Source organism: Ruegeria sp. AB6, from assembly GCF_056542685.1.
Genome location: NZ_JBQGAD010000010.1, coordinates 131,333 through 152,469, shown reverse-complemented (window position 1 = coordinate 152,469; position 21,137 = coordinate 131,333). Strand labels below are relative to the sequence as shown.

Sequence of the window (21,137 nt, the reverse complement as noted above, 5' to 3'; positions counted from 1 at the left end):
ATGGCGACCGCAACCTCGTCTGCACATGCCCTCCAATGGACGCGTACGCGGAAGCGGCGGAATAAACAGAAAACCCCCGCCTTGGCGGGGGTTTTTCTTAGGGAACGAAGCCTTTCGGTACCCCGAATGGTGGAGAGTCCACGCCGGATCCCGTCAGTGCGTTGAGGAATGCCACGAGACTTGCGATGTCAGCTTCGGACAATTCCAATGGCGTGATGTCCATCTTGCCGCGCACACGCGCCATTTCCATCCGGTCGTCCCAGACGACGAAATCGGCTTTGTGCAACCAAGGAACGTTCGGCAGGTTAGCCATATCACGGGTCCATTGTGACAGGCTGCGTTCTGGATTCAGGTGGTGGCGTATCATGCTTTCTAGGTCCGGAAATGCTCCATTATGCCCATAGGGCGCCGTCAGAGCGACGTTTCGCAACATCGGAGTGCGAAAGCGGTAAGCATCTTCCAAGCGGTCGCTTTCCCCCATGCGGCCAACGTCACGCACATAGGGGTCCCATTGCCGCGTGCGGCCCGGCCCAAAAGGGGGCAGGGCCAAGGCGTGAAATTCCTGATCTGACATTAGTGGCCCTGAATGACAGGTCGAACACTGCGCCTTACCGTAGAACAAGCCCATCCCGTCTTTCTGCTCTGCAGTTAGGGCTGAGGAGTCCCCCGCGAGGTATTGGTCGAACGCGCTGTCGGTGCTGCGCCATTCAACCGCCATGAACGCGGCCAAGGCGTTGGCGATCTGGGTGATTGTGATGTCCTCGGTCGTGTTGACCTCATCAAAAGCGGCAACTATGGCCGGGCCATAGCGCGGATCGGTGCGCACGCGCTTGGCAAGGATCGGCCAGCCCAGATCAATCCTGTCGGCAACCGCTCCGGTCACCTGATTTTCGCCGACATTGCCGGCCATTTCGAATTGCGAGGTCAGCGGGAACAGCGCCTGTGCGGCGAGCAGCGAGTTCAGCCCCTCAGGCAACCATTCCTGGGCCGGAGAATTGAATCCGTTGCCGTAGACATCCGAGATACTCAGGCGGCCATCGTGGAATACGGTGTGAATCTCTTTCGCGCCAAGGTTCCACAGCCCCGGAGAATTGCGCGGGATGCGCTTGCGGATCTTTTCTGCGCCCACGCCGGGCATGCGGTCCGGTCCCAGACCCTGTCCGCCTTCACCGATCCCCAAAGACAACCCGTCCGACGTGCCGAAATCGGGGTGATGGCAGTGGGCGCAGGATATGTTCTGATTGCCCGACAGGATCGGGTCGTAAAACAGTTGATGACCGATGGCAGCCTGTTCCATATCAAAGAGGATAAAGTCATCATCGGTCAGTGGGCGCGGCAAATCCTGAGCCGCAGCCGCCCCGACGAAAAGGAAGAAAACCCAATGCGCCAGCTTGTATTTGCCCTTTGCTTTCTTGCCACCCCGGCGCTGGCCGAACTGGAACAGGCGCGTGACATGATGGAGGCCGGGGAGTTCGAGGCCGCGCGTGAGGAACTGATGCCAGCCGCGCGGTCCGGCAATGCCGAGGCCGAGGAACTGATCGGCGTCATGTACGGCCTTGGGCTGGGGGTCGAGCAGGATTACGAGCGGGCGTTTGATTGGTATCTGCGTGCTTCGATGAAGGGACATCCGGGGGCGCAATCGGGCGTCGGTTGGTATTATGAGCTGGGTCTGGGCATGCCCGCGCCCGATCTGGTGCGGGCGTATATGTGGTACACGCTCAGCGCGATTGGCGGTGATCCCGATGCGGCGATCAGCCTTGAGGAAGTGGTCAAGAAAATGTCGCCGGAGCAGATTGAAAGAGCGCATGTTCTGGTCAACGACTACAAAGGGTGGATGTACCCGTTTCGGTAAGGGCCGGACGAAGCGCCCGGCCCCTTTCGCTTAGTTCAGATCCGCATCGCGAGAGGCGTTGATGTCAGCCTCTGCTGCAGCAACCGCTTCGGTCAGGGCGTTGAACACCTCATCCCCACGGGCCACGTTGGACTGGAACCAGTCATAAACCGGCGTTGCGGCCTCTTTGAACGCAGCTTTCTGGTCGGGTGTCGGCACATAGAGATCCCCGCCACCGGCGACGAAATCTTCATAGGCCTGGATCGACTTGCGCTTGGGCGAGGCAAAGGTGGCCTGCTGCAGAGCATAGAACCCGTCGACCACCACGCGGCGCAGATCCTCGGGCATCTCCTGGAACTTGGCGTTATTCATCCACCACAGCGCACCCATATAGGCGTGGCCGTCCAGCGTGACGTATTGCAGGCCCGCATCCGGGAATTTCATGCCCATGATGTCGGTGATGCCGTTCTTGGACCCTTCAACAACGCCGGTCTGGAAGCTGGTGAACAGCTCAGGCCACGGGATCGGGGTAGGCGATGCACCAAGTGCCTTGACTAGCTCTTGAGGCAGGTCTGCGACCACGGTGCGGATTTTCAGACCTTCCATATCGGCAGGTTCGGCGATGCGACGCTGGGTGTTGGCGAAGTTGCGCCAGCCGCCGGTGTTTCCGATGGTCATCAGACGGATCGCGCCACCAGAATCCTCGAGCGCCATGTCGCGGACCTTGCGGGTGAAATCCCCAGACAGAACATGCTCGGCCACGCGGTCATCGGCCATCAGGTAGGGCAGATCGAGGACCTGCACGTAGGGGAAGATGCCCGACGCGCCGCCCGAGGTAGAGATGTAGATGTCGATCGTGCCGTCAGCCACGCCTTGCAGGCACTCGGCCCCGTTCGAGCACAGCTGCGTCCCGATGAACAGTTCCACCTCGATGGCGCCGTTCGAGGCAGCCTCAACATAGTTCTTGAAGACGATCAGACCATCATAGTCTTCGTCGTTTTCGTTTGAGTTCGCTGTGGCGCGCAGGGTGTAATCAGCAGCCGTTGCAGCTAGTGCGGATGCCGCCACCAGCGAGGTGGCCACCGCAGCGGTTTTGATGAAGTCTCTGAGCATTCGTTTCCTCCCTGTGATACTCAGTTCAGTTTGCAAATCCCGTTATCCTCGGGATCGTCATGGATAGTGCGGGGACATAGGTGATCAGGAAGATCACTATGATTTCGACAGCCAGAAACGGCAGGATCGCCTTGGCAATGGTTTCGACCTTTTCGCGCGATACAGCGGCGGCCACGAACAGGACCAACCCCATGGGCGGAGTGGCCAGGCCGACGGTCAGGTTGACACTCATGATAATAGCAAAATGGATCGGGTCTACGCCGAGGCTTGTGAAAATGGGCGCAAGGATGGGGCCAAGGATGATGATCGCGGGGCCTGCATCCAGAAACATGCCGACGACGAACAGCAGCAGGTTGATCAGGAACAGCAGGATCAGCGGATTTTCCGACAGGCCAAGGATCAGTGCCGCCAGTTGTTCAGGCGCGTGGCTAAGGCTGACCACGGTCTTGAATGCCATCGCAGCGCCCACCAGCAGCAAAACCACCGCGGAGGTCAGACCCGCATTGCTGAGGATCTCGGGCACTTCTTTCAGGGTCAGCGTGCGCAGGACGAAGAAGCCGATGATGAATGCATAGCCTACAGCGACCGCAGCAGCCTCGGTCGGGGTGAAGATGCCGCCGAGGATGCCCCCCAGAATGATGACGGGGGTCAGCAGCGGGAAGAACGCTTTGAGGCTTGCCTGACGACGCTCGGACCATGTGTATTTGCGGCTGGCGACGGGGAAGTCGTATTTGTCGGCCATGACTTTGATCATCAGCATCAGGCCGACGCCAACCATCACGCCTGGAACAATGCCTGCCAAAAACAGGGCGGCCACGCTTTCACCCATCACATAGGCATAGATGATCATGATGCCCGAGGGCGGAATGATTGGCCCGATCACCGAACTGGCCGCTGTGATCGCAGCGGCGAAGCGGCGGGTATAGCCCTGTTTCTCCATCGCCGGGATCAGCATCGAGCCCAGTGCCGAAGTATCGGCGACCGCCGAGCCCGACAGGCCGGCAAACAGGATCGAACTCAGGACATTCACATGGGCCAGACCGCCGCGCAGGTGCCCCATCAGGGCCTGAGAGAACTCGACCAGACGAATGGTGATGCCACCACGGTTCATCAACTCTCCGGCCAGCATGAAGAAGGGGATCGCCATCAACGGGAAGCTGTCCATACCGTTATAGACGTTCCGGTACAGCAGCGTGATGTCGTTGGTTTGGCCGTTCAGCCAAAGCAAAATGCCGGGCGCGGCCAGAAGTGCGAAAAAGACCGGCAGGCCGATCATCAGGAAAATCAAGAAGGTGGGCAGGAACCAGATCAGCATCTATTCAGCCCCCACCGGTGCATCTGCGATTTCGGGTAGCAGGTCTCCGCCGCCCATCATCTTGACGATCGACCGCAGGATAAGCTCGATATTGACGACCAGCAGCAGGAATACCCCCACCAGCAACGATGCCATCATCCAGCTGCGCGGGACGCGGTACCACTCGTCAAAGCCCAGCGAGGTCGGAACATATAGCGCCGCCGTGGCGAAGCGCCCGCCAAAGCCCGTAACCTCGGACCAGCCGATATTCACTGCGACGGCCAACACCACCAGCGAGACGAAGAGTAGAAACAGCATCAGAAGCTGGCCAATAACGCGCGGCAGCATCATGGGCAGCATATCAATGGCGACAAACCCGCCGCGCCGAAACGCGGTAGGGGCCATCAGCCCGGTCATCCACAACATGCAGAAGCGCGCGGCTTCGTCCGGCCAGGGCAGGGCGTTGCCTAAAACGTATCGGAAGAACACCTGAATCAGGATTGCGATCACCATCAATGCAATCGCAACGACACCAACCGCGCGGCCCAAACGCAGCACGGTTTCGTTCACGAATGCAATCGGCGCAAGCGCCGTTGCCAGTCCGCCCATGCGGATCCTCCCTTGTTCAGCCGCAGGTTTGTCCCGCGGTCGTCAAATCGCGCTTAGTGCTGCGCAAATTGGCCGAGTTTCCCGGCGTAGAATGTCAGCGCGTCTCCGTCCGCCATGCTGACTTTTAGGACTTTGCCCACCACGATCACATGATCACCTGCATCGTGATAGGCGTGCTGTTCACACTCAAACCGCGCCAGACAATCCGGCAGCAGAGGTGTTCCGTTCCCGCAGCGGTCGTGGTCGATATCCCGCAGGGCGAACGCGTCTTTAGAGCAGCCAAAACACAGATCGGCCTGCTCCGACGATAGCACGTGCACGCTGAAATGGCGCGCCTTGTGGAAATAGGGGAACCGGCGCGAATTTCGGTCTCCGGCCCACATCACCAGCGGGGGGTCCAGCGACAGCGATGAAAAGCTGTTGGCGGTGATGCAGACCGGACCATCGTCGCTGTCACAGGTGACAATGGTGACGCCGGTTGCAAACTTGCCGAAAGCGTCCCGCAGGGTGCGGGTGTCGTCCTTGTGTGGGATGAAAGTGTGGCTCATATCCTTTGAGATTGCGTTCATCATGGTACCTCATGCCCCAGCGCCGCCTCATACAGGCGGAACCAGCTTTCGCGATCCAGATTGACTTTTAAAGCGTCCGAAAGGGTTTTGATCCGGCCCAGATTGTTCGTGCCCATTACCGGAAGGATTCCTGCCGGATGCGCCAACAAAAAGGCAACAGCCACCGCCGCGCGATCTACGCCGAATTCAGCGGCAATCTCATCGGCCACGACACCGACCGGAGGGTTTCCAGCCATCAGCAACCCGCCCCCCAAAGGCGACCACGCCATTACGCGTTGGTTATGCTGTTGATGAAAAGCCAGATCGCCATTGCTGAATGGGTCGATCCGGCCCAGAGACAGCTCGATCTGGTTCGTGACCAGACGCGTGTTCATGGCCGATTGCAGCAGGCTCCAGTCCCACGGGCGGAAATTCGACACGCCGACAGCGCGCACCTTGCCGCTGGCGACCGCCTCATCCAGCGCGGCGCCGGTCTCAACGTGGTCCATGAACGGATCAGGACGGTGAATCAGCAGCAGGTCGATGTGGTCGATGGCCATCTCGGTCAGAGAAGTATCGACAGATTTCAGAATATGCGCGCGCGAGGTGTCGTAGTACTTGACCTTCGCGTCCGAATACCGTCCGCAGGGCGCGACGATATCGCATTTGGTGACGATCTCCATCTTTGACCGCAGGGTCGGATTGGCGCGCAGGGCGGCACCCAGAATGCCTTCGGCCGTGTAGTCGCCGTAGATATCCGCCTGATCGAAACTGGTGATCCCCTGATCCAGACAAGCCTGTATCTTGGCCTCGACATGCGCGGCCGAGGTGTCATCGTCATCCCCGATACGCCACATGCCATAAACGATGCGGCTCAGTTCCAGCGTGTTGGATAGTTTCACACGGTGCATCAGCGGCGAACTCCGGTGCCCAGCGGGGTGGCCGGGGTTTTTGCAGGCACGCGCCCGTATTTTTCGGGCAGCGAGCAGGTTTTCAGATTAGGCAGGACGCGGGCCCCGAAATGCTTGGCCTCATCCATGTGCGGATAGCCTGAGAAGATGAAAGCGCGGATACCCATCTTTTGATATTCTTCGATCTTGGACATCACCTGATCGGTCGATCCGACCAAAGCTGCCCCACAGCCTGAGCGCGCGCGGCCAACACCTGTCCACAGGCCCGGTTCTACATAGCCATACTCATCCGCCAGATCGCGGTTCTTGGCCTGATGCGCCACGCCCAGAGAGGTCGAATCCAGCGCCCGTTCCCGGATCGCACGGCCATATTCGTCATCCAGCTTCGAAACGATGTAGTCCGCATATTCCTGCGCTTCAGCCTCGGTATCGCGGACGATCATGTGAACGCGCAGGCCGTAGTCCAACGTGCGGTTGTAGTTTTCAGCCACGGCGTGAACGGCCTTCATCCGCTCGGCCAGTTGATCCTTGGTTTCGGGCCACATCAGGTAGACGTCGCAATGCTCGCCACAAAGGTCCAAAGCGGACGGAGAATAGCCTCCAAAATACAGTAGTGGACCGCCGGTCTGATAAGGCTTGGCCGGATCGGTGGTCAGGCCCGAGAAGTTATAGACCTCACCCGCATGGTTGATCTCATCCTGTGTCCAGGCTTGCTTGAGGATCTCGACCACCTCGCGGGACCGCTGATAGCGGAACGCGCTGTCGGCCTTTTCGCCGGGGAAATCGGACGAGATGATATTCACCGTCAGCCGCCCTTGCAGCATGTGATCCAGCGTCGCAATGGTGCGGGCCAGCATGATCGGCTGCATCTCGCCACAACGCACAGCAGCCAGCAGGTTTATCCGGTCCGTGATCGGCGCGCAGCCTGCCACGAAACTCAGCGTATCCTGACCGACCTGATAAGAAGACGGGCACAGGATGTTTCGGAACCCTTGCGCCTCGGCCTCGCGGACGATGCCGGAACAATGCTCCCAACTCGACCGGAGGTCACCATCCGGGACACCCAGAAACTGATAATCGTCTGAGCACAACGCGGCGAACCACGAAACCTCGGCCGCATCCAGATCGGGGGATGTGATGGGGACGATGGTCATTTGATTCGTTCTCCGTGCATCTTTTGACTTTCCTCTTGCGTAGCAATCACTTTGATGTAGATCAATAGTGTATCAATTTTTTCTGCGACTCGGTGAAGCACTCCGAAAATGACTGCCAACAGCCGCAACCCCAACGCGCTGCCGATCTATGTGCAGATCGCCGAGCTTCTTATCCGCGACATTGCCGCGGGTCGGCTGATCGACGGCGAGCGTTTGCCGCCCGAACGGGACATGGCTGCGAATCTCAATGTCTCGGTCGGGACGCTGCGAAAATCGCTGGCGGAGCTTGAGAAAAAAGGGATGTTGGAGCGTATCCAAGGCTCGGGCAATTACATCCGCGAGACCGGGACGCAGAACAGCGTTTATGCGATGTTCCGGCTGGAACTACCCGAGGGCGGGGGCCTGCCGCGCGCGGATATCCTGTCGGTGGATCATCTGGAAAAGCCCTCCGATCTGCCGGAATTCGGTACATCGCCCAAGGGGTCGCGGGTGCGCCGGATGCGCTATTTGAATGACACAATCATCGCGGTCGAGGAAATCTGGCTGGATGATTCCGCCGGAAAGGTCGATCAGGCGCTGCTTTCGGATTCGCTTTATCGCTATTACCAACAGCAGCTTGGGTTCTGGATCACGCGGGCCGAGGATCGGGTTTCGGTCCGTGCGCTGCCCCAGTGGACGCCTGAGACCTTCACCAAACCCGCTGGCGAAACGGCCGGTTATATTGAGCGGTTCAGCTGGTCCGAGGGGCCAGAACCGGTCGAGTTTTCAAAAACGTGGTTCGACCCGGATCGGGCCACCTATGTCCAACGTCTGAAGTAGAAGGAAAAACGCATGACCCGGACCATCCATTACGGGCTGATCGGTTGCGGCATGATGGGGCAGGAACACCTGCAAAATATCGCGTTGCTGGAAGGTACGCGCGTCTCAGCGATCTTTGAGCCCGACGCCGCGATGGCCAAGGCGGCGCAGACGATTGTACCGGATGCGCAGATGGTGGGTTCGGTCGAAGATCTGCTGGCCGTAGATGATCTGGACTGCATCGTGATTGCCAGCCCTAATCATTTGCACGTGGATCAGATCAAGCAGATCGCGAGGGTGCGGCCCTTGCCTTTGCTGGTCGAGAAACCTCTGTTCACCGACCCTGCAGATGCGGCGCGGCTTGACGCCATCCAGCGCGACTACCCTCATCCGATCTGGGTGGCGATGGAGTATCGCTATATGCCGCCCATCGCGGCCTTAATTGAAGGGGCGCAGGTGACTGGCGGCGTTAAAATGCTGACCATCAAAGAGCACCGCTTTCCCTTTCTGGAAAAGGTCGGCAACTGGAATCGCTTCAACCGTAATACGGGCGGAACCTTTGTCGAGAAATGCTGTCATTTCTTCGACCTCATGCGCCTGATCCTGCAATCAGACCCTGTGCGCGTGACAGCCAGCGGGGGGCAGGCAGTCAATCATTTGGACGAGGCATATAACGGAGAAACACCCGACATTCTGGACCATGGCTATGTCATGGTCGACTTCGCCTCGGGCGCGCGAGCAATGCTGGAGCTGTGTATGTTCGCCGAAGGCGCGCGGTATCAGGAGGAGATCTCGGCCGTCGGGCCGGACGCGAAGATCGAGGCGCTGGTGCCCGGACCGGGCCGTTTCTGGCCCGAGCATCTTGGCGATGCACCGGTGCCGCAACTGATTGTCAGCCCGCGCCATCCCAAAGGGCCGGTTGCCAAGGATATTCCGGTCGATCCAACGTTATTGGCTGCGGGTGACCATAACGGGTCTACTTTCTATCAGCATCAAGGATTCCTAGCCGTCCTGCGTGGTGATAAACCCGCCCCCGAGGTGACTCTGCAGGACGGGATGTGGGCTGTGCGCATGGGTCTGGCTGCGCAACAGGCGCTGGAGACCGGAGAGGCGGTTTGGCTCTAGAATTACTGAGCGGCCTCTTTCTGATGTGTCGACGCCAACAGGCTCGCCAGTTCCGGGCGGCATGAGCCGCAATTGGTTCCGGCCTGCAACGCCTCACCAATGGCTTCGACGCTCATCAGCCCTTTGGTCTCAATAGCGGTCAGGATGGTGTTCACGCCTACGTCGAAACAGGAACACAGAACAGGGCCGGGATCGGGCCGGTCCGCAGGGGCCCAGCCTGACAGCAGGTCGGGCACCTGTGGCAGAGTCGCCAGATAGTCGCGCATCACCGCCACGGGCTCGGGAGAGATGAACAAGGCAGCGACCAATCGTCCGTCTTCGTAAAACGCCAGCCGCGCCATGCCGCGCGCTGGGTCTTCGACGATCGTTATCTGCGCCTCGGGCAATCCGAAAAGATCACGCGCGGCGGTTTGCCAGTTATCTATTCTATCTATCCCGGCCAACTCCGCGCGATAGCCGAGTTTTGTGGGGGTCTGCGCCCAATATTCGCACGAAGGCCGCATTTCGCGATCTGACACCACAAACCCATACCATTTGGCGTCAAAGCGGGTGACGCTCACCACGGACGCTTTGCTTTCGGGCTGTCCCGAAACCGGGTCCGTCGCCGCAGCGACCACGGCGTCGATTCGGGCCGCAAGGGCGGTTTCTCCGGTCCAGTGGATCGGCGCAAAGACCTGTCCTTGTGTGACATCGCGTGTGATCCGCGCCCGCAGGATGGATGCGCCATGCGGGCTGCGGACCTGCACCAGATCGGCGGGGTTAATGCCCTTGTCGCGGGCGTCATCGGGGTGAATGTCCAAAAACGGCTCGGGCAGATGCGCGGACAGGCGCGCCGACAGACCGGTACGGGTCATCGTGTGCCACTGATCGCGCAGCCGACCGGTGTTCAGCCAGAATGGATAACGCGGTTCTGTTTTGGCCGCAGGCGCGCGCCATGTAACTGGTAAAAGCCGCGCCTTGCCGTCGGGGTGATAGAATTGCCCATCCGCAAAGAACCGCCCGCCCTGCCGTGTGGCGGTGACAGGCCAGCGCGTTGGCTGAAGAGCGTCATAACCCGCTGTATCCAGATCGCTGAGGCCCGAGATATCGAAATCGCGTCCAAACTTGGCGGCAATGCCGGACAAGGTTGCATACTCACGAAAAATCTCTCCGGGAGTTTGATAATCGAAGGCCGAGGCCCATCCCATCCGTCGTCCGACCTCGGCCAGAATGTCCCAATCGGCGCGCGCTTGTCCTGGTGCGGGCAGGACCGAACGTTGTCGGCTGATCGTGCGGTCGGAATTGGTGACTGTGCCGTCTTTCTCGGCCCACGCAGCGGCGGGCAACAGAACATCGGCCAGCCGCGCCGTATCGGTGCGGGCAGTGATGTCCGAGACCACAGTGAACGGGCAGGCGGCGATGGCGTCGCGCACCGCGTCAGCCTCGGGCATGGACACCACCGGGTTCGTGTGGATCACCCACAGCGCCTTGACCCGCCCGTCGCCTACCGCGCGGAACAGGTCCACGGCCTTGAGGCCCTGGGCCTCGGGCATGGCCGGGGCCGACCAGAAATCGCGCACGGCGGCGCGGTGATCGGCGTTTTCGATATCCAGATGACAGGCGAGCATATTGGCCAGACCGCCGACCTCGCGCCCACCCATCGCGTTGGGCTGACCGGTGACCGACAGAGGCCCGCAGCCGGGCTTGCCGATCCGCCCCGTGGCCAGATGGCTGTTCAGGATCGCGTTGACCTTGTCGCTGCCCGAACTGGATTGGTTCACGCCCTGACTGAAGATCGTCACGACCTTCTCAGTGCCCATCCACATCTGGCAGAACTGCGCGATATCGTCTGGGTTCAACCCCGTGACCGAGACATCATCGGCTTGCGCACTGTCCAACGCCTCATGAATACCGGTGGTGTGGGTCAGGAAACCCGCATCCACCAAACCGGCAGCATCGATTTGGGTCAGCAGGTGATTGAACAGCGCCACATCGCTGCCCGCAGCAAGCGGCAGGTGCAGATCGGCACTGTCACAGGACGCCGTGCGGCGCGGGTCGACCACGATGATCTTGGTTCCGCGCGCCTGCCGCGCCGCCATCAGGCGTTGATACAGAACCGGGTGGCACCACGCCAGGTTGGATCCGACCAGCACAACCAGATCGGCCTCGTCCAGATCCTCATAGGTGCCGGGCACGGTGTCAGTGCCAAAGGCGCGTTTGTGGCCGGCGACCGTCGAGGCCATGCACAGCCGCGAATTCGTGTCGATATTGGCCGAGCCGATGAAGCCTTTCATCAGCTTGTTGGCGACATAGTAATCCTCGGTCAGCAATTGCCCCGAGACATAAAAGGCCACCGCATCCGGCCCGTGCTCGGCAATCGTTTCGCGGAACCGGTCTGCGACCAGTTGCAGTGCGTCGTCCCAGCCAGTCTCTCTGCCCGCAACCACGGGCGCTAGCAGCCGTTGCGATAGACCCACTGTTTCTGCCAAAGCCGAGCCTTTGGAACACAGCCGCCCCTGATTGGCCGGGTGATCCGGGTCGCCGGTGACGGTCAGGCCACCTGCGCCATCCGGTTGCAGCAGAACACCGCAGCCCACCCCACAATAAGGGCAGGTTGAGCGTGTGGTGCAGGCACTCAGGTCTATCACGCGGCGCTCCTTTGCCCCAGCGAGGTGCTGTCCAGCAGGATGCGATCGCCGTCCAACTGCACCGGGTAGGTAGCGATCTGGCCTTCATCCGCGCCTTGTGCCTGCCCGGAATTCAGGTCGAACACCCAGTTATGCAGCGGACAGGTGACGGATTGGCCATGCACGATGCCTTCAGACAAAGGCCCGCCCTTGTGGGGGCAAGTGTCTGAGGCCGCAAAGACCTCATCCTTGGCAGTGCGGAACAGGGCGATGCAGCCGACTGGCGTTTTCACCACGCGCGCTCCGCGCAGGGGGATGTCGTCGATATGTCCGATGTCGATCCAGCTCATTCTGCGGCCTCCAATGTCAGATCGGCCAGTGGCGCAAAACGCGGGGCCTCTTTGGCCTGCTCGGCCCATGGGTCTTTGCGGTAGATGGATTGGCTGAGTTCAAACCGTTCAACCAGCGCGCGGCGGTTGTCGAGATCGTCCACCACGGTTTCCTTGATCCAGTCGAGGCCGACCTTCGCCATCCATTTATACAGACGGTCCAGATATTTGCCGCCCTCGCGATAGGCCTGAGTGACGGCCATGACGACCTCAATCGCCTCGTCCTCGGTGGGAACCTGCGCCAGCAGTTCGGTTTCCTTTACGTCCATGCCAGCCGCGCCGCCGATGCTGATCTGGAAGCCCGAGTCCACGCAGACCACACCGATATCCTTGCAGGTCGCCTCGGCGCAGTTGCGTGGGCAGCCCGAGACCGCCAGCTTCAGCTTGTGCGGCGTCCACGAGCCCCACAAGATTTTCTCAAGCTTGACGCCCAGCCCCGTGCTGTCCTGCGTGCCGAACCGGCAGTGATCGGTACCGACACAGGTTTTCACCGTGCGCAGACCTTTGGAATACGCGTGGCCTGAGACCAGCCCGGCCTTGTTCAGATCGGACCAGATATAGGGCAGATCCGCGCCTTTCACGCCCAGCAGGTCGATACGCTGACCGCCGGTGACTTTGACCGTGGGCACATCGTATTTCTCGGCCGCGTCGGCAATTGCGCGCAGTTCCGCCGGGTTGGTGATGCCGCCCCACATGCGGGGCACAACGCTGAAAGTTCCGTCTTTCTGGATGTTGGCGTGTTTGCGTTCGTTGACGAAGCGGCTTTGCGGGTCGTCCTGATACTCCACCGGCCAGTCAGCCAGCAGGTAGTAGTTGATCGCCGGGCGGCAGACATGACAGCCGTTGCGCGTTTTCCAGCCCAGCTCCTGCCAGACGGCTTCCTGACTTTTCAACTCTTGCGATTTGATCAGGCGGCGGACGTCCTCGTGGGTCAGGTCGCAGCAGCCGCAGACAGGTTGCGCCGTGGGCATCTGGAAGTCATCGCCCAGCGTGACCTGCAGCAGTTGCTCGACCAGCCCTGTGCATGTCCCGCAAGAGGCGCTGGCCTTGGTGGTCGCGCGGATCGCGCCCAGATCGGTTGCGCCATCTGCAATGGCAGCGGTGATGTCGGATTTGAAAACGCCGTTGCAGCCACAGATTTCCGCCTCAGGCGGCAATGCTGCAACGGCTGAGAGAGGGTCCGCAGAGCCGCCCCCCTGATAGGCCGGGCCGAAGATCAGCGTCTCACGCATCTCGGATACGTCCTCGCCATTGCGGATCAGGCCGAAGAACCAGTTGCTGTCACCGGTGTCGCCATACATGACCGCGCCGACCAGCTTGTCACCTTCCAGCACCAGCCGTTTGTAAACGCCGCGCGCCGGGTCGCGGAACACGATGTCTTCGCGGGTCTCGCCCTCGGCAAAATCTCCGGCGCTGAACAAATCACAGCCGGTGACCTTCAGCTTGGTCGAGAGCGAACGTTGTTTGAACGCTGCGTCCTCGCCCAGCAGGGTCTGCGCCAGCACCTTGGCCTGATCGTAGAGCGGCGCGACAAGGCCAAAGATCTCGCCCTGATGTTCGACGCATTCTCCGACCGCATAGATATCGGCATCCGAGGTGATCATCTGGTCATCCACATGAATACCCCGCCCCACGGCAAGGCCCGTTTCCTGCGCCAGCGCGGTGTTGGGGCGGATGCCCACAGCCATCACCAACAGGTCGCAGGGCAATTCCGTGCCGTCCTCCAACAGCAGCGCCCGGGCCTTGCCATCCTTGCCCGCGATCTCGGTCGATTTGGCATTCAGCAGAACGGTGATGCCTTTTTCTTCCAGAGATTTCTTCAGCAGATACCCTGCGGCAGGGTCCAGCTGACGTTCCATCAGGTGGCCCATGATATGCACCACGGTCACGTCAGCCCCGCGCGCGGCCATGCCTGCGGCGGCCTCAAGCCCCAGCAAGCCGCCGCCGATCACGACGACCTTGTTGCCCGCGCCCATGCCCATCATCTGTTCGGTGTCTTCCAGATCGCGATAGGCGATCACACCGTCCAGATCATGTCCCGGCATCGGGATCATGAAGGGGTTCGATCCGGTGCCGAAGATCAGCTTGTCGTAAGGCACATGGCCGTACTCGCCTTCGACCACCTTCGGATCACGGTCAATTTTGACCACTTTCTCGCCGAATCGACAGGCGATGCCGCGCTCCGCGTACCAAGTGTCGTCATGGGTGACGATCTCTTCATAGGTCTGATCACCGGCCAGCACAGGGCTCAGCATGATGCGGTTATAATTCCCGCGTGGTTCGGCGTTGAACAGGGTGATGTCGAACGCATCGGGGGCAGCGTCGGTCAGGTGCTCCAGCACCCGGCCCGAGGCCATGCCGGCTCCGATGACAACCAATTTCTGTTTCATATCAGTTCACTCCGCGGCAATGGCTTTGGGGGCAGGGGATTTAGGCTTGGGTTTGGCCCCATGCTCGTATTCCTCAAGGAAATCCAACACCTCTTGCCGGTATTCGTAGTAATCAGGATGGGCCAGCAGCGCCTTGCGGGTGCGCGGGCGCGGCAGGTCGACATTGGTGATCTTGCCGATCGTGGCCTGCGGGCCGTTCGTCATCATCACCACGCGGTCAGCTAGCAGGATCGCCTCGTCCACATCATGGGTGACGCAGATGGTGGTGACTTTGGTGCGCGACCAGACCTCCATCAGAACCTCCTGCAGCTCCCACCGGGTGAGGCTGTCGAGCATCCCGAAAGGTTCATCCAACAGCAGCAGTTTTGGCGAAAGGGCAAAGGCACGGGCGATGCCAACACGCTGGCGCATCCCGTTCGACATATCAGCGGCGGATTTGTTCATCGCGTCGGCCAGACCGACCCGTTCGAGATAATACTCCACCACATCCTGCCGCTCGGCCTGGCTGGCGCGCGGATACACGCGGTCCACACCGACCGAGACGTTTTCCTTGGCGGTCAGCCACGGAAACAGCGAGGGTGACTGGAACACAACGGCACGTTCCGGATCAGCGCCTTCGACGTGGCGGCCATCCAGCTTGATCGCACCCTTGGAGATTTCGTTCAGACCGGCGGCCATGGTCAGCACCGTGGACTTGCCACAGCCCGAGTGACCGATCAACGAGATGAATTCGCCTCGGTTGAGTTTCAGGTTGAAATCCTCGACCACGGTCAGCGGGCCTTTGGGCGTGGGGTAGACCTTGTGCAACTGGCTGAAATCCAGATAGCGCTCGTCGATCAGACCCGACTGCGCTTCTTTCACCGCTGCGGGGACACCGTGGATCGGGGTCACGTCGGGCAAGGTCTTGGTGCCTTCGACCTTGGCCTCGATACCCACATCCATCAGGTATTTCGTGACCTCGCCACGCAGAGACTTGAACGTCTCGTCATGGTTCATGGCGGACCGGTCGCGTGGGCGGGGGATCGAGACCTTGAACTCGGTCCCCAACGTGCCATCGGGGTTCAGCGGGATGATGCGGTCGGCCAGCAGGATCGCTTCGTCCACGTCATTGGTGATCAGGACACAGGTCTTGCGGTCTGCCTCCCAGATCTTTTCGATCTCTTCCGCCAGATTGCCACGGGTCAGCGCATCCAGCGCCGACAGGGGCTCGTCCAGCAGCAGAACTTCGGGGTCCATCGCCAGCGCGCGGGCCACGTTCACCCGCTGGCGCATCCCACCCGACAGCTCGGCGGGGCGACGGGTCGCCGCGTGGCTGAGGCCCACCATGCGAATGTAATGGGCTACCTTTTCCTCTTTCTCGGCCTTGGGCATCTTGGGGAACACCGCGTCCACGGCCAGCCGCACATTGCCCGTGACCGTCAGCCACGGCATCAGCGAGTAGTTCTGGAAGATCACCCCCCGCTCCGGCGCGGGGCCGGTGATGGCCTTGTCGCGAAAGGTGACGTTGCCCTTGGAGGGGAATTCGATCCCCGCCATCAGGTTGATCAGCGTGGTTTTGCCGGTGCCGGAAAAGCCCAGCAGTACCACGAATTCACCTTCCTGAACCGAGAGGTTGATGTCTTTCAGCACATCCGTCGCAGCGGTGCCGGTGCCAAAAGATTTGCTGACATTCTTGAAGTCGATCACAGCCATTTGGGTCACCGGTTGTTGGAGAAGGTAAACAGCGACTGCAGCGCATACATCACGCGATCCAGCAGGAAGCCAATGATGCCGATGGTAAAGACGGCAACCATTATCTTGGCGAGTGAGCTGGACGAGCCGTTCTGGAACTCATCCCAAACAAACTTGCCCAGACCGGGGTTCTGCGCCAGCATTTCAGCCGCGATCAGAACCATCCAGCCAACGCCAAGCGACAGACGCAGGCCGGTGAAGATCAGCGGCAGGGCCGAGGGCAGCACCAGCTTGGTGATCTTGGTATAGGTGTTCATTTTCAGAACCTTGGAGACGTTCACCAAATCTTTGTCGATCGACGCCACACCCAGCGAGGTGTTGATCAGCGTGGGCCACAACGAACACAGCGTCACGGTAATGGCCGAGATCAGGAAGGATTTTGCGAACCAGCCGTCATTGGTGACGTAAACGGCCGACACGATCATGGTCACAATCGGCAGCCAGGCCAGCGGCGAGACCGGTTTGAAAATTTGGATAAGCGGGTTCAGCGCGGCGTTTGCGGTTGGCGACAGGCCTGCAGCGATGCCCAGCGGAACGGCGACGATGGTTGCGATCAGAAAGCCGAAGAACACGGTTTTGATCGAGGTCCAGATTTGGTTGTAGTAACTCGGCGCGCCGGTATAGGCGACCTCTTTGACCTTTTCGGGCTGGCCCGCGTCGATGAACTTCTGGTTGCGCTTTTCAACCATCGCCTCGAACTTGGCCTTTTTGGCGGCCTTGGCCTGTGCGTCCTTATGCAGGCTAATGGCTTCGGACCAGACCTGCGCCGGACCAGGCACTGCGCCCAGCGAGGTTTGCACCTTGGGTGCCAACGTGCCCCAGAGAACCAGAAAGGCACAGATGGCCAGCAATGGTACGACCAGCAGGCGCCAAATCTCGCCCATCTGGGCGCGCGGGTTGTCGCCTGCACCGGCCTTCAGGATGGGGGTGATCCAGGCCAAGCCCAAAACCTGAAACCATTTGTCGGCGGCGTTGATCCGGGTGAACAGGCGGGCGCGTCGGGCCTCGCGTTCAGCATCAGCGGATAGCGTATCGTGGTCGATGGCTGTCATCTTGCGGTCTCCTGGCCCGGTCGTTCAGCGCCGGACGGGGGTGGAATTCTGTGAGAGAGAAGGAAGCCCCCCAGCCACCAAGGGCCGGGAGGCAGTGGAGTTAACCCTGAACTTCGGTGCCGACGACGACCTGTTCGCCTTTCAGGCCAATCGGCAGGCTTTGCAGATAGGCGTTGGGCGTGCGGGCGTCATAGGGAATGCCGTCGATGATATCCTCGGCGGGCGTGGGGGCCTTGTAGCCGTCGCTCTCCCACGGGAAGTCGGCCTCATTCGCCAGACCCTCATCCACCAGCATTTTCGCGGCTTCCAGATAGATGTCCGGACGATAGACCGACTTGGCGACCTCGTCATACCACGCATCGGTCTGCGGCTCGGCGATCTGGCCCCAGCGGCGCATCTGGGTCAGGTACCAGATGGCGTCCGAATAGAACGGGTAGGTCGCGTTATAGCGGAAGAAGACGTTGAAATCGGGCACTTCACGTTTGTCGCCCTTTTCATATTCGAACGTGCCCGTCATCGAGTTCGCGATCACGTCGTAGTCCGCACCCACATATTCCGGCTGGCTCAGCATCTCGACCGCGGCGGGGCGGTTGGCGTTGTCGTTTTCATCCAGCCACATCGCAGCGCGGATCAGGGCTTTGGTCACGGCGCGGGTGGTGTTGGGATACTGCTCGGCGAACTCGGCATTGATGCCAAAGACCTTTTCGGGGTTGTTCTTCCACAGTTCATAATCGGTGATGACCGGCACGCCGATGCCTTTGAACACGGCCTGCTGGTTCCAAGGCTCACCCACGCAATAGCCATAAATTGTGCCCGCTTCCAACGTGGCCGGCATCTGCGGCGGAGGCGTCACCGACAGGAACACATCCGCGCCGATCTGGCCGGTCACATTCTCGGGGCTGTAGTAACCGGGATGCAGACCACCCGCCGCCAGCCAGTAACGCAGTTCGTAATTGTGGGTCGAAACCGGGAAAACCATGCCCATGTTAAAGGGCTTGCCTTCGGATTTGTATTTCTCGACCACCGGGGCCAGCGCCTCGGCCGAAATCGGGTGCTGCGGGCGGCCGTCATCCATTTTCGGGATGTTGGGCTTCATCTCTTCCCAGACCTCGTTCGACACGGTGATGCCGTTGCCGTTCAGGTCCATCGAGAAGGGGGTGATGATATGCGCCTCGGTGCCATACCCGATAGTTGCGGCCAGCGGCTGACCGGCCAGCATGTGCGCGCCGTCCAGCTGTCCGTCGATCACACCGTCCAGCAGCACTTTCCAGTTGGCCTGCGCTTCGAGCGTTACGAACAGGCCCTCATCCAGGAAGTACCCATTCTCATAGGCCACAGCCAGCGGGGCCATGTCGGTCAGTTTGATAAAGCCAAAGGTCAGCTCGTCCTTTTCCAGCTCCAGCGTTTCGGCCAGCGCGGGGTTGATCAGGGCGGTGGTGGCGACAAGGCCTGCAAGCAATTTCTTCATGTGGGTCTGTCCCTTTCTTGGTCCCGGTCAGCCGGGTGGGTGAAAAACAAAAAGCCGCTGCACGCTCTGACCGGGAGGATTGGCCAGAGAGTGAGCGGCTTTGCTCAGTCGTTCCCAAACTTTGGGAGGAATTCTTGCGGCACACGCCTTTGCGTGCCGATGAGTTCAGAGTGGTAAATGCACCGTTGCCGATCAAGCGATTTTGCTGCGACGCGGCGTTAAATGCTGCAATCGCGCGGTGCGACGCGCGCGTCTGCCTAATTCTTGGGCGTCAGATATCCTGAGGGTCAAAAATGCGCCCATCCAAGAACGCATCCCGCTTCAGCGACAGCTGCCCGTTATGGGACGCAACCGGTGTGGTTTCACGAATCGCGCCCTCAAGTTTTTCCGAGGCTCCGGGCAGATCCGCCCCCAACCCTGCCAGTTGATTGCGGTAGATATCGCTGCGAAACACGCTGCCCGCTTGGGCCAGCGCCAGATGCGGGTCCAGACCGTATCGTTGCGCCAGACGGTGGGCGATCCACTTGGCCTGACTGCGCCATGGGAAGTTTGCGGCCCCGTCGTGGAACTCGATAAATCCCGGCACCTCGCGCTGTTCGGCGTGGCCTGTGATGGTAAAGCGCCCCGAAAGCGCCCGGTCGATCAGTTCCGAAGGCAGGTTCAGATAGGTGTCTCGGGCAAGGATTTCAGCGGCGGCGGTGTGGCTGCCCGGCTGGCCCAGCCAGCGCCCGGCGCGCCAGACGGCTCGCATCAGCTTGCCCAGCAGGTGCGGCTCGGTATCCGCCCAGTCGGTGCGCACGGCCAGCACCTTTTCCGGCGCAAAGGCCCAGATCGCCTGACCGGGCAGCAGTAACGCCCCCGCCTGCGATTCCACGGCGACCGAGCCCCAGGGCTCGCCCACACAGAACGCATCCACATCGCCGTCGGCCAAAGCCTGCGCCATCAGGGGTGGCGGGATGGTGCGCACCTCGACCCCGATTTTGGACAGTTCGGTAGCCTCAAGCCAGCAATGCAGCAGTTCCACATGCAGCGAGAACGGGAAGGGCACGCCGAAGACCAATGGCCCATCCGCGACCGAGGCCAGCGCGGCGGCGGCCTTGAAGGGGTCGCGAAAGTCGAACTCATAGCCCGAGTCGCGTAGGCGGGTTTCCAAAGCGCGGCTAACGCCGATCACGTCGCCATTCACCGACAGGACCGAGACTGCAGACAAGGGCTGTGTCACCCCACCCAGCCCCAAAGCCATTGCAACAGGGACCGGCGACAACAGCTGCGCCGCGTCCACCCGCCCAAAGGCCAACATATCGCGCACCGACGACCATGAGGGCGCGGTGATCAGGTCCAGCTCGACGCCTTCGGCGCGGGCCAAGCCCATTTCATGCGCCACGATCAAGGGGGCGGCGTCCACCAGCGGAACGTAGGCGACGGGCAGGGTCACAGCGTTCATGACAACAACCCCGAGGCCGTGACCAGCGCCTCGGCCACATCGGCGACGCGGCGGCCCTGATCCATCGCGGCTTTGCGCAGCAGGGCATAGGCCTCTTCTTCCTCGACCCCGCGCGCCTTCATCAGCAGGCCCTTAGCGCGGTCGATCACCTTGCGTTCTTCCAACGCACGTTTGGTCTCGGCCAGTTCGCGGCGCATTTGGCGCACGATCTGAAACCGCGCGATGGCCGCATCCAGCACGGGCTTCAGCCGGTCCGGTTGCATCCCATCGACCACATAGGCCGACAGTCCGGCCTCGATTGCGGTCGAAGCCAAATCGCCTGCCGCGCCCGAGACGAACATGGCCACTGGGCGTTCCAGTGGCCCGGATGCAAGGGTCAGTTCCTCAAGCATGTCGCGGGTCGGGTTGTCGATGTCGATCAGCACCACATCGGGCACCAGCGCGGCGATCTTGCGCGCAAGGCTCGAGACATTGCCGATCACATGCACATCATAAGCCCCAGACGCCTTGAGCGCATCGACGATGGCAATCGCGCGCTCGCGGTCTTCTTCTACAACGACAATGGTCAGGGTGTCAGGCATGGCACCTTTTCACTGCGCCGATGTCTGATCACAAGGGTTCCCGGCCTATTCCGTCACGATCCGCGCGTGACTGCCCAAAAAACAATCAACTGC

18 protein-coding genes are annotated in these 21,137 nt (G+C 60.7%); 3 read left to right on the top strand and 15 right to left on the bottom strand.

Translation table 11 applies throughout. The features are described 5' to 3' along the window. Positions 1-97 precede the first annotated feature (97 nt). Positions 98-1,297: a cytochrome-c peroxidase gene (locus ACR0DB_RS18365; RefSeq protein ID WP_480552429.1), complete on the bottom strand. Its 1,200-nt coding sequence runs from the start codon at positions 1,295-1,297 to the stop codon at positions 98-100. A gap of 84 nt (positions 1,298-1,381) precedes the next feature. Here ACR0DB_RS18365 and ACR0DB_RS18360 point away from each other — a divergent pair, with 84 nt between their 5' ends. Next, a complete protein-coding gene (locus tag ACR0DB_RS18360; protein ID WP_170783147.1) occupies positions 1,382-1,852 on the top strand; it encodes a tetratricopeptide repeat protein in 471 nt (156 codons plus the stop codon). Between the two features lie 30 nt (positions 1,853-1,882). Here ACR0DB_RS18360 and ACR0DB_RS18355 read toward each other — a convergent pair whose 3' ends face one another. The 6 genes from ACR0DB_RS18355 to ACR0DB_RS18330 are packed head-to-tail and all read right to left on the bottom strand — an operon-like array spanning position 1,883 to position 7,460. Beyond that, positions 1,883-2,944 carry a TRAP transporter substrate-binding protein gene (locus ACR0DB_RS18355; RefSeq protein WP_480552428.1) on the bottom strand — a complete coding sequence of 354 codons (1,062 nt, stop codon included), beginning with the start codon at positions 2,942-2,944 and terminating at the stop codon, positions 1,883-1,885. 25 nt (positions 2,945-2,969) lie between these two features. Continuing rightward, complete coding sequence (locus tag ACR0DB_RS18350) at positions 2,970-4,259, bottom strand: TRAP transporter large permease (protein WP_170783146.1); 1,290 nt, start codon at positions 4,257-4,259, stop codon at positions 2,970-2,972. Beyond that, positions 4,260-4,847 carry a TRAP transporter small permease gene (locus ACR0DB_RS18345; RefSeq protein ID WP_170774995.1) on the bottom strand — a complete coding sequence of 196 codons (588 nt, stop codon included), beginning with the start codon at positions 4,845-4,847 and terminating at the stop codon, positions 4,260-4,262. A 53-nt stretch (positions 4,848-4,900) separates the two neighbouring features. Next, positions 4,901-5,416, bottom strand: a complete 516-nt coding sequence (locus tag ACR0DB_RS18340) for a flavin reductase family protein (protein WP_170783144.1) — start codon at positions 5,414-5,416, stop codon at positions 4,901-4,903. Beyond that, positions 5,416-6,306: an aldo/keto reductase gene (locus ACR0DB_RS18335; RefSeq protein WP_480552427.1), complete on the bottom strand. Its 891-nt coding sequence runs from the start codon at positions 6,304-6,306 to the stop codon at positions 5,416-5,418. Before ACR0DB_RS18335 ends, ACR0DB_RS18340 begins: the two co-directional genes overlap by 1 nt. Continuing rightward, complete coding sequence (locus tag ACR0DB_RS18330; protein ID WP_480552426.1) at positions 6,306-7,460, bottom strand: LLM class flavin-dependent oxidoreductase; 1,155 nt, start codon at positions 7,458-7,460, stop codon at positions 6,306-6,308. Before ACR0DB_RS18330 ends, ACR0DB_RS18335 begins: the two co-directional genes overlap by 1 nt. Positions 7,461-7,568: 108 nt before the next feature. On the opposite strand from ACR0DB_RS18330, the gene ACR0DB_RS18325 reads away from it, so the two are divergent. Next, on the top strand, positions 7,569-8,279 hold the full coding sequence (locus tag ACR0DB_RS18325; RefSeq protein WP_480552425.1) for a GntR family transcriptional regulator: 711 nt from the start codon (positions 7,569-7,571) through the stop codon (positions 8,277-8,279). A gap of 12 nt (positions 8,280-8,291) precedes the next feature. Beyond that, entirely contained in the window at positions 8,292-9,383 is a 1,092-nt protein-coding gene (locus ACR0DB_RS18320) for a Gfo/Idh/MocA family protein (RefSeq protein ID WP_480552424.1), read from the top strand. A 2-nt stretch (positions 9,384-9,385) separates the two neighbouring features. On the opposite strand, the gene ACR0DB_RS18315 is transcribed toward ACR0DB_RS18320, so the two are convergent. The 8 genes from ACR0DB_RS18315 to ACR0DB_RS18280 form a co-directional block, all read right to left on the bottom strand. Next, positions 9,386-12,010, bottom strand: a complete 2,625-nt coding sequence (locus tag ACR0DB_RS18315; protein WP_480552423.1) for a molybdopterin-dependent oxidoreductase — start codon at positions 12,008-12,010, stop codon at positions 9,386-9,388. Beyond that, positions 12,007-12,339: a nitrite reductase small subunit NirD gene (nirD, locus tag ACR0DB_RS18310; protein WP_170355473.1), complete on the bottom strand. Its 333-nt coding sequence runs from the start codon at positions 12,337-12,339 to the stop codon at positions 12,007-12,009. The genes ACR0DB_RS18315 and nirD overlap by 4 nt, the downstream gene beginning before the upstream one ends. After that, positions 12,336-14,768, bottom strand: a complete 2,433-nt coding sequence (gene nirB / locus ACR0DB_RS18305) for a nitrite reductase large subunit NirB (protein WP_480552422.1) — start codon at positions 14,766-14,768, stop codon at positions 12,336-12,338. Before nirB ends, nirD begins: the two co-directional genes overlap by 4 nt. Before the next feature lie 6 nt (positions 14,769-14,774). Next, a complete protein-coding gene (locus ACR0DB_RS18300) occupies positions 14,775-16,460 on the bottom strand; it encodes an ABC transporter ATP-binding protein (RefSeq protein ID WP_480552421.1) in 1,686 nt (561 codons plus the stop codon). Positions 16,461-16,465: 5 nt separating this feature from the next. Then, a complete protein-coding gene (locus ACR0DB_RS18295; protein WP_170791348.1) occupies positions 16,466-17,551 on the bottom strand; it encodes an ABC transporter permease in 1,086 nt (361 codons plus the stop codon). Between the two features lie 100 nt (positions 17,552-17,651). Next, complete coding sequence (locus ACR0DB_RS18290) at positions 17,652-19,019, bottom strand: CmpA/NrtA family ABC transporter substrate-binding protein (RefSeq protein WP_480552420.1); 1,368 nt, start codon at positions 19,017-19,019, stop codon at positions 17,652-17,654. 271 nt (positions 19,020-19,290) lie between these two features. Beyond that, a complete protein-coding gene (locus tag ACR0DB_RS18285) occupies positions 19,291-20,463 on the bottom strand; it encodes an ABC transporter substrate-binding protein (protein ID WP_480552419.1) in 1,173 nt (390 codons plus the stop codon). Beyond that, entirely contained in the window at positions 20,460-21,044 is a 585-nt protein-coding gene (locus ACR0DB_RS18280) for an ANTAR domain-containing response regulator (RefSeq protein ID WP_480552418.1), read from the bottom strand. The genes ACR0DB_RS18285 and ACR0DB_RS18280 overlap by 4 nt, the downstream gene beginning before the upstream one ends. Positions 21,045-21,137: the final 93 nt, after the last annotated feature.

What these genes read in the sequence shown, in the direction of transcription:
- ACR0DB_RS18365 (WP_480552429.1), bottom strand. Translation starts at nt 1,297, where the DNA reads ATGGAACAGGCTGCCATCGGTCATCAACTGTTTTACGACCCGATCCTG.
- ACR0DB_RS18360 (WP_170783147.1), top strand. Translation starts at nt 1,382, where the DNA reads ATGCGCCAGCTTGTATTTGCCCTTTGCTTTCTTGCCACCCCGGCGCTG.
- ACR0DB_RS18355 (WP_480552428.1), bottom strand. Translation starts at nt 2,944, where the DNA reads ATGCTCAGAGACTTCATCAAAACCGCTGCGGTGGCCACCTCGCTGGTG.
- ACR0DB_RS18350 (WP_170783146.1), bottom strand. Translation starts at nt 4,259, where the DNA reads ATGCTGATCTGGTTCCTGCCCACCTTCTTGATTTTCCTGATGATCGGC.
- ACR0DB_RS18345 (WP_170774995.1), bottom strand. Translation starts at nt 4,847, where the DNA reads ATGGGCGGACTGGCAACGGCGCTTGCGCCGATTGCATTCGTGAACGAA.
- ACR0DB_RS18340 (WP_170783144.1), bottom strand. Translation starts at nt 5,416, where the DNA reads ATGAACGCAATCTCAAAGGATATGAGCCACACTTTCATCCCACACAAG.
- ACR0DB_RS18335 (WP_480552427.1), bottom strand. Translation starts at nt 6,306, where the DNA reads ATGCACCGTGTGAAACTATCCAACACGCTGGAACTGAGCCGCATCGTT.
- ACR0DB_RS18330 (WP_480552426.1), bottom strand. Translation starts at nt 7,460, where the DNA reads ATGACCATCGTCCCCATCACATCCCCCGATCTGGATGCGGCCGAGGTT.
- ACR0DB_RS18325 (WP_480552425.1), top strand. Translation starts at nt 7,569, where the DNA reads ATGACTGCCAACAGCCGCAACCCCAACGCGCTGCCGATCTATGTGCAG.
- ACR0DB_RS18320 (WP_480552424.1), top strand. Translation starts at nt 8,292, where the DNA reads ATGACCCGGACCATCCATTACGGGCTGATCGGTTGCGGCATGATGGGG.
- nirD (WP_170355473.1), bottom strand. Translation starts at nt 12,339, where the DNA reads ATGAGCTGGATCGACATCGGACATATCGACGACATCCCCCTGCGCGGA.
- nirB (WP_480552422.1), bottom strand. Translation starts at nt 14,768, where the DNA reads ATGAAACAGAAATTGGTTGTCATCGGAGCCGGCATGGCCTCGGGCCGG.
- ACR0DB_RS18300 (WP_480552421.1), bottom strand. Translation starts at nt 16,460, where the DNA reads ATGGCTGTGATCGACTTCAAGAATGTCAGCAAATCTTTTGGCACCGGC.
- ACR0DB_RS18295 (WP_170791348.1), bottom strand. Translation starts at nt 17,551, where the DNA reads ATGACAGCCATCGACCACGATACGCTATCCGCTGATGCTGAACGCGAG.
- ACR0DB_RS18290 (WP_480552420.1), bottom strand. Translation starts at nt 19,019, where the DNA reads ATGAAGAAATTGCTTGCAGGCCTTGTCGCCACCACCGCCCTGATCAAC.
- ACR0DB_RS18285 (WP_480552419.1), bottom strand. Translation starts at nt 20,463, where the DNA reads ATGAACGCTGTGACCCTGCCCGTCGCCTACGTTCCGCTGGTGGACGCC.
- ACR0DB_RS18280 (WP_480552418.1), bottom strand. Translation starts at nt 21,044, where the DNA reads ATGCCTGACACCCTGACCATTGTCGTTGTAGAAGAAGACCGCGAGCGC.